The organism is Eubacterium multiforme (assembly GCF_030813415.1).
Taxonomy (GTDB): Bacteria; Bacillota; Clostridia; order Clostridiales; family Clostridiaceae; genus Clostridium; species Clostridium multiforme.
Map to the genome: position 1 here is coordinate 79641 of NZ_JAUSUF010000007.1, position 14012 is coordinate 93652.

Annotated in this window: 12 protein-coding genes and 1 other annotated feature; of the genes, 10 read left to right on the forward strand and 2 right to left on the reverse strand. The window is 28.6% G+C overall.

The window, feature by feature from the left end; genetic code table 11:
- Positions 1 to 7 precede the first annotated feature (7 nt).
- Complete coding sequence (locus J2S18_RS10515; protein WP_307486741.1) at positions 8 to 1783, forward strand: aminopeptidase P family protein; 1776 nt, start codon at positions 8 to 10, stop codon at positions 1781 to 1783.
- Between the two features lie 129 nt (positions 1784 to 1912).
- Here J2S18_RS10515 and J2S18_RS10520 read toward each other — a convergent pair whose 3' ends face one another.
- Positions 1913 to 2404, reverse strand: coding sequence for an FUSC family protein (locus J2S18_RS10520; RefSeq protein WP_307486743.1), 492 nt, complete (start codon positions 2402 to 2404; stop codon positions 1913 to 1915).
- Positions 2405 to 2525: 121 nt separating this feature from the next.
- Positions 2526 to 2769, forward strand: a binding site (T-box leader).
- 88 nt (positions 2770 to 2857) lie between these two features.
- On the opposite strand from J2S18_RS10520, the gene metG reads away from it, so the two are divergent.
- The gene (gene metG / locus J2S18_RS10525; protein ID WP_307486745.1) at positions 2858 to 4825 is read left to right on the forward strand and encodes a methionine--tRNA ligase; all 1968 of its coding nucleotides are present in this window, start codon (positions 2858 to 2860) and stop codon (positions 4823 to 4825) included.
- Positions 4826 to 4968: 143 nt separating this feature from the next.
- Positions 4969 to 6372 (forward strand): methionine--tRNA ligase, encoded by a 1404-nt coding sequence (locus tag J2S18_RS10530; protein WP_307486746.1) that lies wholly within the window; start codon positions 4969 to 4971, stop codon positions 6370 to 6372.
- A 199-nt stretch (positions 6373 to 6571) separates the two neighbouring features.
- Here J2S18_RS10530 and J2S18_RS10535 read toward each other — a convergent pair whose 3' ends face one another.
- Positions 6572 to 7249 (reverse strand): Crp/Fnr family transcriptional regulator, encoded by a 678-nt coding sequence (locus tag J2S18_RS10535; protein ID WP_307486748.1) that lies wholly within the window; start codon positions 7247 to 7249, stop codon positions 6572 to 6574.
- A gap of 98 nt (positions 7250 to 7347) precedes the next feature.
- On the opposite strand from J2S18_RS10535, the gene J2S18_RS10540 reads away from it, so the two are divergent.
- The 7 genes from J2S18_RS10540 (at position 7348) to J2S18_RS10570 (ending at position 14009) form a co-directional block, all read left to right on the forward strand.
- Positions 7348 to 8133 (forward strand): TatD family hydrolase, encoded by a 786-nt coding sequence (locus tag J2S18_RS10540; protein WP_307486750.1) that lies wholly within the window; start codon positions 7348 to 7350, stop codon positions 8131 to 8133.
- 252 nt (positions 8134 to 8385) lie between these two features.
- Positions 8386 to 9441: a resuscitation-promoting factor gene (locus tag J2S18_RS10545; protein ID WP_307486752.1), complete on the forward strand. Its 1056-nt coding sequence runs from the start codon at positions 8386 to 8388 to the stop codon at positions 9439 to 9441.
- A 153-nt stretch (positions 9442 to 9594) separates the two neighbouring features.
- The gene (rnmV, locus tag J2S18_RS10550) at positions 9595 to 10155 is read left to right on the forward strand and encodes a ribonuclease M5 (protein WP_307486754.1); all 561 of its coding nucleotides are present in this window, start codon (positions 9595 to 9597) and stop codon (positions 10153 to 10155) included.
- 4 nt (positions 10156 to 10159) lie between these two features.
- On the forward strand, positions 10160 to 11002 hold the full coding sequence (gene rsmA, locus J2S18_RS10555; protein ID WP_307486755.1) for a 16S rRNA (adenine(1518)-N(6)/adenine(1519)-N(6))-dimethyltransferase RsmA: 843 nt from the start codon (positions 10160 to 10162) through the stop codon (positions 11000 to 11002).
- A 72-nt stretch (positions 11003 to 11074) separates the two neighbouring features.
- Positions 11075 to 12292 carry a hypothetical protein gene (locus tag J2S18_RS10560; RefSeq protein WP_307486757.1) on the forward strand — a complete coding sequence of 406 codons (1218 nt, stop codon included), beginning with the start codon at positions 11075 to 11077 and terminating at the stop codon, positions 12290 to 12292.
- Positions 12293 to 12406: 114 nt separating this feature from the next.
- Positions 12407 to 13177 carry a prolipoprotein diacylglyceryl transferase gene (locus J2S18_RS10565; RefSeq protein ID WP_307486759.1) on the forward strand — a complete coding sequence of 257 codons (771 nt, stop codon included), beginning with the start codon at positions 12407 to 12409 and terminating at the stop codon, positions 13175 to 13177.
- Positions 13164 to 14009: a YhfM domain-containing protein gene (locus tag J2S18_RS10570; RefSeq protein WP_307486761.1), complete on the forward strand. Its 846-nt coding sequence runs from the start codon at positions 13164 to 13166 to the stop codon at positions 14007 to 14009. The genes J2S18_RS10565 and J2S18_RS10570 overlap by 14 nt, the downstream gene beginning before the upstream one ends.
- The last annotated feature ends 3 nt before the right edge of the window (positions 14010 to 14012 follow it).

Below are 14012 nucleotides of genomic sequence, written 5' to 3' on the forward strand. Positions count from 1 at the left end.
GGATCTTATGAAAGTATTAGATAGGATAAAATCGTTGAGAAAGATAATGAGAAAAAAGGAAATAGATTATTATATTATTTCTAGTGGAGATGCTCATCAAAGTGAGTATGTCTGTGAACATTATAGAGGCAGAGCGTACATGTCAGGATTTACAGGATCAGCAGGTACATTATTAATAGGCTTAGATAAAGGGATTCTTTGGACTGATGGAAGATATTTTATTCAAGCAGAAGATCAACTTAAAGGCTCTGGAATAGAACTATTTAAAATGAGAATACCAGGATGGCCTACTTTAGAAGAATGGCTTATGGAAAATATGAAAGATGGAGAAACTTTAGCTTTTGATGGTAAAACATTCTCTGTAAATAGTTATAAAAATTTTAAAGAGATAGAAAATAAAAAGAAAATTAATATAAAGATAGATGAAGATTTATTAGATGAAGTGTGGACTGATAGACCAGAAATTCCTAAGGAAGAAGCTTTTATTCATAACATTAAATATTGTGGTAAAAGTGCAGGAGAAAAACTAAGCGAAGTAAGAGAAAAGATGAAGGAATTAGGAGCAGAAAACTATATAATAGCTTCTTTAGATGATATTGCATGGCTTTATAATATTAGAGGCAATGATATACATTGTAATCCAGTTGTTATAAGTTACGCTTTAGTTAAGGAAAAGGAAGCATTTTTATATGTAGATAAAGATAAGATTTCTAATGAAATGGAAAAAGACTTAAATAGGAATGGAATAACTGTAAAGGACTATGATGGTTTAATAAATGGAATTAAAGCATTAAGAGGTACAGTTTTAATTGATCCTAATAAAACTAGTGCTTCAATATATGAAAATATAAAAAATAAAGATAATATAATTGAGCATTTAAATATAACAACATCTTTAAAGGCTATAAAAAATAAGGATGAAATTGAAAATCTAAAAAGATGCCAAGTAAGAGATGGCGTGGCAATGGTTAGATTTATGAAATGGCTTAAGGAGAATTTAGGAAAAATAGAAATAAGTGAAATTTCAGCTTCAGATAAGCTAGAGGAATTTAGAGCTTTAGGAGAATTATTTAGAGGAATAAGCTTTGATACAATTGCAGCTCATAAGGAACATGGTGCAATGATGCATTACTTCCCAACTAAAGAAACTGATTATAAACTAGACAAAAAAGGTTTCTTATTAGTAGATTCAGGTGGACAATATTTAGATGGAACTACAGATATAACAAGAACTTTTGTTTTAGGAGATCTTACAGAGGAAGAAAAGAGGGATTTTACTTTAGTTTTAAAATCTCATATAAATTTAATGAGAACAAGATTTTTAAAGGGAACAACAGGATCAAATGTTGATATAAGAGCTAGAGGACCTTTATGGGATAATGGAATAGATTATAAATGTGGAACAGGACATGGAATAGGCTTCTTCTTAAATGTACATGAAGGACCTCAAAGTATAAGCCCAGTACCAAATAAAATTCCTTTAGAACCTGGAATGATTATAACTAATGAACCTGGAGTTTATAAAGAAGGAAAACATGGTATAAGAACAGAAAATGTAATGCTTGTTGTAAATGATATTTCATCAGAGGAGTTTGGACAGTTTTATAAATTTGAAGTTATATCATTATGTCCGATTGATTTAAATGGAATAGATTCAGAATTATTAAGCAAAGAAGAAAAAGAATGGCTTAATAATTATCATAAAACTGTATTTGATACATTATCACATTATTTAAGTAATGAAGAAAAAGAATTTTTAAGAAATGAAACTAGAGAAATATAAAAATATTTTTGCTCAAAGACCAAAAAAAAGCTCCCTATGGAGCTTTTTTATTGGGTTTTAATTATATTAGAAATTTTTTATTGTAAAAAAATTTTATAAAAATAGATTGATTTTCTATGTTATTTTTATTTAATCTGTCTTTTCTTCTGGGGGATTAAAATATTTATTAATTAATATAGCTACAATAATTCCTATTGCAGTATCAATACTTCTTCCAACTGCATATGCATAAGATTGAGGGCCACTATAATTTATCATTATACCTATAAGAACTATACATGCTATGGTTACAGAACCAGGCTTATTAAAAAGATTGCATGTATATATAACTGCAACAATACCAAGACCTGTAACAAAGGAATTATAATCATATAAAAAAGGAAATTTAATCATAATGAATATAATAACTATTCCAAATAGACCACCAAGAATTGTGCCTATAAGTCTGTTTTTACCCATTGCAAAGGTACTAGATACAGTATCTTTCATACATATAACTGCTGCTATACAAGCATAAAAAGCATTTTCTCTTCCGATAAAATTAAAAATAACCATACATATAGTAACTGCTAAGGCGGTTTTTATGTTACGTAGACCTACTCTATGTATATTAAGTTTCATATTTACTTTCCTCCTAATTTAATATTTTAATATTATACCATAGGAAATAATATTGTGTTAATTTAATATGCCCTAAAATAATTGACATATAAGGATATATGGAATATTATATATTTAAAATGTAAATGCTATGATAAGAAGAGTAGTAAGAGTAGATTTCCAAAGAGAGCTAATAATTTGCTGAAAGTTAGCGTTATAGACTTTTATGAAGATGGTCTTTGAGCATATCTTTTGAACTTATAAATTTAAGGTTAGGAAGATACGGGAGCAACCGTTATATTGCATGGTGATGATAGTCACCTAGTGAGTTTCTTATTGTGAGATAGGAAAGAAATAGAGTGGTACGCGTATACAACGCCTCTATGCAATATGTGTTGCATAGAGGTTTTTTTTATAAGAATTTTAAAAATAGTAAATTATACATTAGTATGAAAATATAAGGAGGGTTTTAAGATGTGTAAAAAAACGTATTATATAACTACACCAATATATTATCCATCAACAAAACTTCATATAGGTAATACCTATACAACAGTTGCAGCAGATGCAATTTCAAGATTTAAGAGATTAACAGGATATGACGTAATGTTCTTAACAGGAACAGATGAACATGGACAAAAAATCCAAAGAATTGCTGAAGAAAAAGGAATAGCACCAATAGAGCATGTTAATGAAATTGTTGCTGGAATAAAAGATCTTTGGAAGCTAATGGACATAAAATATGATAAGTTCATAAGAACAACTGAAAATTATCATATTGAAGCAGTACAAAAAATATTTAAAAAATTATATGACCAAGGAGATATATATAAGAGTTCATATGAAGGCTTATATTGTACTCCATGTGAATCTTTCTGGACTGAAAGCCAATTAGTAGATGGAAAGTGTCCAGATTGTGGAAGACCAGTTGAAACTTCAAAGGAAGAAGCTTACTTCTTTAAGATGAGTAAGTATGCTGACAGATTAATAAAATATATAGAGGATCATCCAGATTTCATTCAACCAGAATCAAGAAAGAATGAAATGTTAAATAACTTCTTAAAGCCAGGTCTTCAAGATCTTTGTGTTTCAAGAACTAGCTTTAACTGGGGAGTTCCTGTAACTTTTGATGAAAAGCATGTAGTTTATGTTTGGATAGATGCATTATCAAACTATATAACTGCTTTAGGATATGGAAGTAACAATACAGAACTATTTGATAAATACTGGCCTGCAGATGTTCACTTAATAGGTAAAGACATATTAAGATTCCACACAATATACTGGCCAATAATGTTAATGGCACTTGATTTACCACTACCAAAGAAAATATTTGGTCATGGATGGCTACTTGTTGATGGCGGAAAAATGAGTAAATCAAAGGGTAATGTAGTAGATCCAGTTGCACTTGTTCAAAACTTTGGAGTTGATGCAGTTAGATACTACTTATTAAGAGAAATACCATTTGGAGCAGATGGATTATTTAATAATGAAATATTTATAAAGAAGATAAATTCAGATCTTTGTAATGACCTTGGAAACTTACTTTCAAGAACAGTTGCAATGGTTGAAAAGTATTTTGATGGAACAATTCCAGCACCTTTAGAAAAGGAAGAAGTTGATGATGATTTAATAAATCTTGCATTAGCTACTCCAAAGAAGGTTGAAGATGCAATAAATGGACTTAAGATTCCAGAAGCTTTAGAAAATATATTTGAATTAGTTGGAAGAGCTAATAAGTATATTGATGAAACAACACCATGGATATTAGCAAAAGATGAAGAAAAGAAAGGTAGACTTGGAACAGTTCTTTATAACTTAGCAGAAAGTTTAAGATTTATATCAGTTCTTATATCACCATTCTTACCAACAACAGCTGAAAAGATAAATGAACAATTAGCAGTAACAGCTAAGGATTGGAGTTCATTAGAAGGCTTTGATGGAACAGCACCAGGAACAACAGTTAAAAAGGGAGAAAGTTTATTCCCAAGAATAGATGTTGATAAAAAATTAGCTGAACTTGAAGAATTAAGAAAAGCTCAAATGGATGCTGTAAAGGCAAAAGAAGAAGCAGAAGCAAAGGTAGAAGAAGCTAAAGAAATGACACTAATAAAGGAAGAAATAACTATAGATGACTTTGAAAAGTTAGATTTAAGAGTAGTTAAAGTATTAGAATGCGAACCAATAAAGAAAGCAAACAAGTTACTTAAACTAAAAGTAGACCTAGGTGGAGAAGTTAGACAGGTGGTTTCAGGAATTGCTAAACACTTTAAGCCAGAAGATTTAATAGGAAAGAATGTTGTATTAGTTGCAAATCTTAAACCTGTTAAATTAAGAGGAGAATTATCACAAGGAATGATACTTGCAGCATCAACTGATGATGATAGTGTATTAAAGTTAGTAAACCCAGGAGAATTACCAACTGGAAGTATAGTAAGATAAATATTTTATAACATTAAAGGAAGTTAGCTTAAAAATTAAGTTGACTTCCTTCTTATATACATAGGTATAAAAAGTATTATTAAAATTAAACATAATATATTAAGGTTTTTAAATAGTAAAAGTTTATATAAAAGAGGTGAATTATGAAGGTTATAATAGGAAATGCTTGGCCTTATGCAAATGGTAAGCTTCATTTAGGAAGAATAGCAGTATTTTTACCAGGAGATATTCTTGCAAGGTATCATAGAATGATGGGTGATGATGTAATATTTATATCAGGTAGTGATGCTCATGGTCACTTGGTAAAAAGGAAGGCAAAAGAATTAAAGATTACTCCAAAGGAAACTTTAGATAAATATCACAGAGAATTTTTAAATTGTTTTAAAAATTTAAATTTTTCCTTTGATTTATTTACACATACTGATACAGAGTATCATCAAAATATGGTAAAAGATTTTATTTTGGAATTATATAAAAATGGATATATATATGAAGAAACTAGTTTAGAAAATAACAAGGAAAGTAAACACTTATTTTTTGCTCTTTCTAAAGTAGAAAAAGATGTAAAGAAAATGTTTATTAAACAAGAATTTTGGAGAAAAAATTCTCAAGATATAACTAAAAGGTATATAGATGAAGGTTTAAGAGATAGAACTGTAACTAAAGAGATAGATTGGGGAGTTAATGTACCATTAGATGGCTATTCAGATAAAAAGATTTTCGTATGGATTGAAGCATTAATGGGATATATTACTGCAACTTCTAAATATTTAGAGGGAAAAGAGGATAAGCTTTCAGATTATTGGGATGGTGATGATAGTAAGGTATATCTAGTTCATGGTAAGGATAATATTCCATTCCATACTATAGTTTTTCCAGGGCTTTTAGCAGCATTAGGATTTAAAAATACTAAATTAAATATTATTTCTAGTGAACATTTAAAGCTTGAAGGCAAAGATTTTTCTACAAATAAAAATTGGGCAATTTGGGTAGATGAAATACTTAAAAAATATGATGTTGATACTTTAAGATATTATTTAATATTAAATGGACCTGAATTTAAAGATACTGATTTTAAGTGGAAAAATTTTATTAATTCACATAATTATGATTTAGCTTTAGAATTAAATGAATTATATAAAAAAGCAGTATTAAATGGAAATATTAAAGAATGTACTTTAGAAGAGAAAAATAGAATGTTAAATTTATATTTTAGTGTAGGAGAAAAAATAGAATATGGAGAATTTAAAAGTGCATTAAAAGAAATATTTTCTTATATAAAAGAAGAAAATAAAAAAATAAAACCTTCTATTAATATAGTAATAAATTTGGCTAATATATTAGAACCATTTTTACCAAAAACAAGCAGAAATATAAAAGAAAAGTTTTGCATAAATGAATGTATTTGGAATTTTATATCTATTAAAAAAATACCAGAAAATTTGGTTTATAATCCAATTTTTGAAAGTATAGATAAGAAAAATATAATTGAAGAAATTAAGGAATTAAAAGAAAATAAATTTTGTAAGAATTTCCATAAAAAATAAAAAACCTAGAATATCTACAATAGGGGGACGAGATATTCTAGGCAAACCAATCAATTAAGATGGTTATAAGGGGTAAATAATAATGCTTTAACTACTTTACAATTACATAATAACCTAGTAATATGTCATTTATGTGTCAAAAAATATAATAAAATATTAAGAGATAATAATAAAAATATTAAATTTTCAATAAAAGCAATTAATTTGAATAAATCTTAGCGAAATCTAGTATTTTAATGGTTTTCCTGTCGTAGTCTATTATATTTTCGTTTTTTAATTTTATTAATTCTCTAGAAAGAGAAGGTCTTTGAACACCAAAGGAATCTGCTAAAGCTTGTTTTGTCATAGATAATATTATTGTGTCACTATTTTGTTTTTTAGATTCTTTTAATAAGAAATCATAGATCATATTTCTTAAAGATTTAGATGTTACTTGGCGCAATTTTGAACTTAAAAGTATAGCTTTATTTGACAATAGTTTTAAAAATAACAATAGAAAATTTTGATTTGATTGAAGGAGGTTTGTAACCTCCTTTTTATTTATATGAAGGACTAAACTTTTATCCTTACTAACAACATCCATAGGATAAGTATTTTTATCTCCAAATAGAAGATTTTCTCCAAACATATTTCCTTCCTTTAACCCAGTTACAACTAGGGTGTTACCGTTAGCATCATTTTGTTGAATTTCAATTTTCCCACTTATTATAATACTTAAATGATCACATTTTTCAGTATGAAAGAAAATGGTTTCTTCTTTTGAATAATCTTTTATATTAACTAAAGGATTTTTTAGTAGTATGCTTAATTCATTTTCACTAAAATTCTTAAATAATAGAGAAGTTTTTAATACAGAAATTATTTCAGTATTATTCATAGCTTTCACATCCTTTCAAATTTCATATGTTTTGTATAAGTTACTTATAATGTATAATAATATACATATTAGATTATTTAAAGAGGGAGATAGAGGATATGGAAAATAAATATAAAATTTTTGATACTCATGCTCATTATGATTCAGAAGATTATGATATAGATAGGGAAAATATACTTAAAGAATTAAAAGAAAATGGAGTTATTGGAATATTAAACTGTGCTTCATCATATGATAGTGTTAAAGCAACAGATGAACTTACAAAAAAATATGATTTTGTATATGGTGCATTAGGAATACATCCTGAAAATGCAGATGAGTTTACAGAAGAAAGACTTGATATAATAAAAGATATGATAAAAGCAAATGATAAGATAGTTGCAGTTGGAGAAATTGGATTAGATTATTATTGGGAGGAAAATCCACCAAGAGAAATCCAAAAAGAAGTTTTGAGAAAGCATATGGAACTTGCAAAGGAATTAAATATGCCTGTAATAATTCATGATAGAGATGCTCATAAAGATACTCTTGACATAATAAAAGAGTTTCCAGAAGTTAAAGGGATTATCCATTGTTTTTCAGGAAGTGTTGAGTTTGCAAGAGAATGTATAAAACTTGGATATTATATAGGATTTACAGGAGTAGTCACATTTAAAAATGCAAAAAAGATTGTTGAAGTTGCAAAAGAAATACCTTTAGATAGAATGCTTGTTGAAACTGATGCACCATTTATGGCACCTGTACCAAACAGAGGAAAAAGAAATAGGTCAGACTATATAAAAGAAATAATAGAAAAATTAGCAGAGATAAGAGATTTAGACCCAATTGAATTAAATATCAAGTTAAATGATAATTTTTATAACTTGATTAATAAAGAAAAATAGAATATAATTAAATGGAATTAATTGTAATTTTTATTTATAACAATTAATTTAAAGGAGACATTTTCACTAAGAACCAGGACGTAAGGAGACTCCATAAAGAACTGAGATATATAGGAATTATACATTTTTTTTAGGTATGCAAAGTATTGCATTTTTTATGTCAGTTCAAACAAGCAAGAGGCTTTTAATTTGACAAAATATTAAAAAGTAATATATAATGCAAAAGACACTCTTGCCAAAGGAGGGAAATCAATGGTAGAAAAATTTAAAACTTTTATTAAGAAAAGTTTTTCTAACGGTCCGAAGGCAAAAATAGTGATATTAGCCACGGTCTGTATTGTGGCAGTAACAATAATTACAATTGTTACAATGAGGAAGACAGTAAAATTAAGAATTGACGGAAAAGAAGAAACATTTATCACATATAAAGGGACTGTTAAAGATGCGTTGCAAGATAAAGGTGTAGAAGTATCTGAACATGATAAAGTGCAACCATCCTTAGAATCCAAAATTAATGAGGCTGAAGAGATTACAGTTAAAAAGGCCGTGCCTATCAAGGTTAACTTTGCAAAGAAAGACGTTACAGTTCTTTCAGCAGAAGATAATGTTGAAGATGCCTTAGTAGCTAGTAATGATCAACTTAAAAAAGAAGGAGTAGAATATGTAAAGGGCGTTGATGAAGTTAAGCCTGGACCAAATACTCCAATAGAAAAAGATATGAATGTTGATGTCGTAAAGGTAGAAACTAAAAATATAACAGAACATAAAGATATACCTTATGACACAGTAACTAAGAGTGACTCATCTCTTGAAAAAGGGAAGGAGAAGGTTGAAGCTGTAGGTAAGAACGGAAAGCAAGAAGTTACTTACCAAGTGGTTTATAAAGATGGCAAGGCGGCTTCAAAGAGAGAGGTAAACAGTAAAACTGTTGCAACTCCTGTAAACGCGATTGTTGTACAAGGTACTAAGAATCCCGTAAAATATATACCAAATAGAGGAGATTCAGTACAATATAAAAAACATTTAGTTATGGAATCAACAGCATATTCAGGACATAATACTACTGCTACTGGTGTTAGACCAGTGTACAACCCTGGGGGTGTAAGTACAATAGCAGTTGACCCAAGAGTTATACCGTTAGGTAGCTTAGTATACGTAGAAGGATATGGTTATGCAAGAGCCGCAGATACTGGTGGGGCTATTAAAGGAAATATAATAGATGTTTTCTTCAATAGTTCAAGTCAATGTAATTCATGGGGAAGAAAATATGGCGTAGATGTTTATATAGTATCTTATCCGGGAGAATAGTAGGATTTTATAGAGATAACAAAAATGTGTTATCTCTTATTTTTTTGCACTTATATAATTAAGGATTATTTGACATACCATTCATATATATGTAAATTATTTATATAGAAAACTGCTAAGGAATAATTAGAATTAGCGAAAGGATGTAAAGCCGTGGAAAAAAAGGTTATAAAAGAAGTTATAGTTGTAGAAGGTAGAGATGACATTGATGCAGTAAAGAAGGCTGTGGATGCAGAACTTATTGCTGTTGGAGGATTTGGAATAAATAAAAGAGTTATAGATAGAATAAAAGAGGCTCAAAAAAGAAAAGGTGTAATAGTACTTACTGATCCTGATTTTGCAGGAGAAAAGATAAGAAGTATTATTAGAAAAAGAGTAAAGGGAATAAAGCATGCTTATATTGCTCAAGAAGATGGATTAAAAGATGGAGATATTGGAGTAGAGAATGCTTGTCCTGAAGTTATAATAAGAGCTTTAGAAGGAGCTAAGGTCACATTAGAAGAAAAGACATCTATTTATGGAATGGAAGATATGTTTTTCTTTAAACTTACAGCAGATAGCAAAGCAAAAGAAAGAAGAATGGCCCTTGGAAAAGAACTTGGAATTGGATATGGAAATGCAAAGCAAATGGTATCTAGATTAAATAATTACGGAATAGATAAAGATGAATTTGTAAAAGCTATACAAAAGGTAGATAAGGAAATAGGAGAATAATAATATGGAAATAAAAGATTATAAAACTCAAGAACTTGTAAAAAAGTACAACTTTAAATTTTCAAAGAGTCTAGGACAAAACTTTCTTATAGATGATTCTGTGTTAAATGATATAGTAAGCGGTGCAGATGTAAATGATGAGGATTTAGTAATAGAAATAGGTCCTGGAGTTGGAACCCTTACAGCTCAGCTTTTAAATAAAGCTAAAAAGGTTGTTTCAATTGAATTAGATAGTGATTTAATACCTATATTAACTGAAGAACTTGGAAGTCATCCAAACTTTTCACTTATACACAAGGATGCACTTAAAGTTGACTTCAATGAAATAATTGGAGATGAAAAAAGTGTAAAGCTAGTAGCTAACCTTCCATACTATGTAACTACTCCAATTATAGTTAAACTTTTAAAGGATGGATATAAGTTTAAGAGCTTAACTATAATGATTCAAAAAGAGGTTGCAGAGAGAATTGATGCAGAGCCAAACTGTAAGGAGTATGGATCCCTTTCATTATTAGTTCAATATTACTGTAATACTAAAATAATAAGAAAGGTTGCTCCAAGTTCATTTATACCAAGACCTAAGGTTGAGTCTATTGTTATAAGATTAGATAGACTAGATGAGCCAAAGGTTAAAGTTAAAGATGAAGCTCTTATGTTTGAAATAATAAGAAGCTCCTTTAATATGAGAAGAAAAACTTTATGGAATGGAGTAAAGAATATAGGCTTAAGTAAAGAAGACCTACAAAAGGCTTTTGAGGAGGCAGGAATAGATCCTAAGAGAAGAGGAGAAACTTTATCCCTTGAAGAGTTTGCAAAGCTTAGTGACAGAATTTATGAATATAAATAAGCTAATATTATCATAACAGGAACCTTCACGCATATACTATATTGAATAAATATATGTGGAGGTAATGGGAGATTGGCACGTAATAAGTTATATAGAAATTTTATAATACTACAAGAAGATGAAAAATATAAAAAATCATCCTTAAATGAAAAAGCTTTATCTGGATATGCAAAGATTGAAGCAAAGGGAGATAAGTGTAAAATAACCTTTTATGCTCAGAACTTAAAAAAGGATGACAATTATGCCATAGTACTTATTTGTAACAAAAAAGATATGAAACAAATTATTGATATGGGATCAATAGTTATTAATAATGTTGGTAAAGGTGAGGCTTGTGTAGAATATTTTTCTGATGATATAGGTGGATTAAGTCTTTCTTATGATAAAATTTCAGGAGCTGCAGTATGTAAGAAGTCAGGAGAAAAATTAGATTTCTTAATGTATGGTTTTATTAATGGTGAAAAATATCAAGAGGGATGGAAGAACTTTAAAGTTCTAAATTGTGATGATAAAGGTAAGCAGATGAAACAAAAAGAATATATTAAGAAGTCTAGTGATAAAAAAGATCATGAAGAAAAGCATGATAAAGATGATTGTTACAAGATGATTCATGAAGAAAAGCATGATAAGGATGATTGCAAGAAGAAAGACTATGAAGAAAAGCATGAGGATAATTGCAAAAAGAAGGATTATGAAGAGAAACATGATGAGTATGATTGCAAGGATAAAGATTATAAAGAAAAGCATGATAAAGACGAGTGCCATAAAAAAGAACAGGATTCAAAATGTAAGTGTATTGATAGAGAACCTGTATTAGAGAAATTTGAAAATTATGAAAGAAACATAGAACAAAATTTAGATCCATATGATTTTAAACTAAGAGGTGGAATTGGAGATTTCTTTGAAAACTTAGTAAAGGGTTTTGAAGAAGTTAAGGGAGAGTTTAAAGGCTTACCTTATTGCAAATGGTTTAAAGTACCTGTTAAAGATATAGAGGATATGTGTGCTATTAACGATTATAATAAATACTCAATAATTTATTATCCTATGTTAAATTACTATCCATATATAAATAAACATGGATATTTTATGATGGGATATAAATGTGATTCTAAAGGTAATTTAAAGTACTTAGTTTATGCTATTCCAGGTAAAAAGGATAAAGATGAACAACCTTATGGAGGTAAATCTGGATTTGTTACTTGGTGTAAGAAAAAAGATGAGGATATTGGTTTTTGGTTAATGTTCTATGATTATAAAAATTCAACTATTGTTGTACCTTCAAAGTAATAAAATTGTAATATAACAATAGTTTGCCAATGGTAATGTAAAGTATTATAATTTAAATATGATTAGGAGAAGCTTAAGCTTCTCCTAATTACTTATATGACTTTTGGAGGATATATGAGACTAGTATTATTTCAAATAGGAAACTTTAAGGTATATAGCTATGGGTTTATGATAGCTATAGGAGTAATTGTAGCTTCAGCTATATTTTTAAGAAGAACAAAAAAGGCTGGATACAATGAAGATAAAATACTAAATTTACTAATATTTACGGTTATAGGTGGTGTTTTAGGAGGTAAAATACTATTTATAATAACTGAACTAAAGAATATAATTAAAGATCCATCAATGCTCCTAGACTTCGGTAATGGGTTTGTTATTTATGGAGCGATAATTTTAGGCGGCTTAGTACTTTATTTATATTGCAAGAAAAATAAATTTGACTCTTTAAAGCTTTTAGATTTTGCAGCACCATGTGTGGCTTTAGCTCAAGGTTTTGGAAGAATAGGATGTTTCTTAGCAGGATGCTGCTATGGAAGAGAAACTTCACTTCCAATAGGAGTTGAATTTCCAATAAACTCTTTAGCACCAAGTGGAGTATGTTTAATACCAACACAACTTTATAGTTCAATATTTGATTTTATTTTAGGTGGAGTATTATTATGGTATAGTAGGAAAAACAAAAAAGAAGGAAGAGTTTTAGCTTTATACATAATAATATATAGCATTGGAAGATTCCTTGTTGAATTTTTAAGAAATGATCCTAGAGGAAGTGTAGGAGTACTATCTACATCACAGTTTATAGCTATTTTTACATTTATATTTGGATGTATAATATACAATTTGGATAAAATAAAAAGGAGAGGTAAACAAGGTGAAAAAAAGTAGAATAACTAAAATATTAATGCTTTTTACTATGCTTATTATTGGAATAACTATGGTTGGATGTTCTCCAGTAAATGATGCAATGGTTAAGCTTGGACTTAGAAATAATGATTTTAATTATATGAAAACAAATAAAGTAGATGAAATTATAATTGAAAGTAACAGAGATACAGGATTTAGATTTAAGGTTACTGATCCAAAGGCTATTCAAGAAATATATAATGAATTATCATCTGGAGATCCAGAATCAGAAAGAAGTTCATTAGAACCTGATTATATTTTTAAAATTCATTCAGGAGATCAAGTTAAATCATATAAATATGTTGTTGGTGTTGATGAAAGTGGAAAAGGTAATTTTTACAATGATACTAATGCCTACAAAGTTCCAAAAAATCTAGACCAAACAATAATAAACAACTTATCATTCATAAGAAGACCAAGAGATTTTAATTCAATTTATTATGGAACAATAATGAAGGTATTAGAGATGAATAAGAGTCAGCTTGGAGATGGAAAGCATAAGGTTGGAATTAATATACTTGGTGATATAGATTGCGTTAAATATGTTTTTTCAGTTGAATTACAAGGATTTCAAAATGAAGTCCAAAAGATAATTCCTGGAGCTGAAATTATGAAAAAGGATAATTCACAAGATTTTAATGTAATTGTTAATGTACAAAATAAGGGTTATGATAGTAGCACTTTCAGAACACTTATAACAATAGATAATAAGACTGACAATGTATATAGTAAATATTATGTTGTAGGTCATTATGATTTTAAAAAATGGGATATAACAGTAGGAAAAGATGGGCAAAAGCCTGAAAACTGGTAAACT

Bases quoted from the DNA above. Each gene is read 5' to 3' on its own strand.
- J2S18_RS10515 (WP_307486741.1), top strand. From the start codon at position 8: ATGAAAGTATTAGATAGGATAAAATCGTTGAGAAAGATAATGAGAAAA.
- J2S18_RS10520 (WP_307486743.1), bottom strand. From the start codon at position 2,404: ATGAAACTTAATATACATAGAGTAGGTCTACGTAACATAAAAACCGCC.
- metG (WP_307486745.1), top strand. From the start codon at position 2,858: ATGTGTAAAAAAACGTATTATATAACTACACCAATATATTATCCATCA.
- J2S18_RS10530 (WP_307486746.1), top strand. From the start codon at position 4,969: ATGAAGGTTATAATAGGAAATGCTTGGCCTTATGCAAATGGTAAGCTT.
- J2S18_RS10535 (WP_307486748.1), bottom strand. From the start codon at position 7,249: ATGAATAATACTGAAATAATTTCTGTATTAAAAACTTCTCTATTATTT.
- J2S18_RS10540 (WP_307486750.1), top strand. From the start codon at position 7,348: ATGGAAAATAAATATAAAATTTTTGATACTCATGCTCATTATGATTCA.
- J2S18_RS10545 (WP_307486752.1), top strand. From the start codon at position 8,386: ATGGTAGAAAAATTTAAAACTTTTATTAAGAAAAGTTTTTCTAACGGT.
- rsmA (WP_307486755.1), top strand. From the start codon at position 10,160: ATGGAAATAAAAGATTATAAAACTCAAGAACTTGTAAAAAAGTACAAC.
- J2S18_RS10565 (WP_307486759.1), top strand. From the start codon at position 12,407: ATGAGACTAGTATTATTTCAAATAGGAAACTTTAAGGTATATAGCTAT.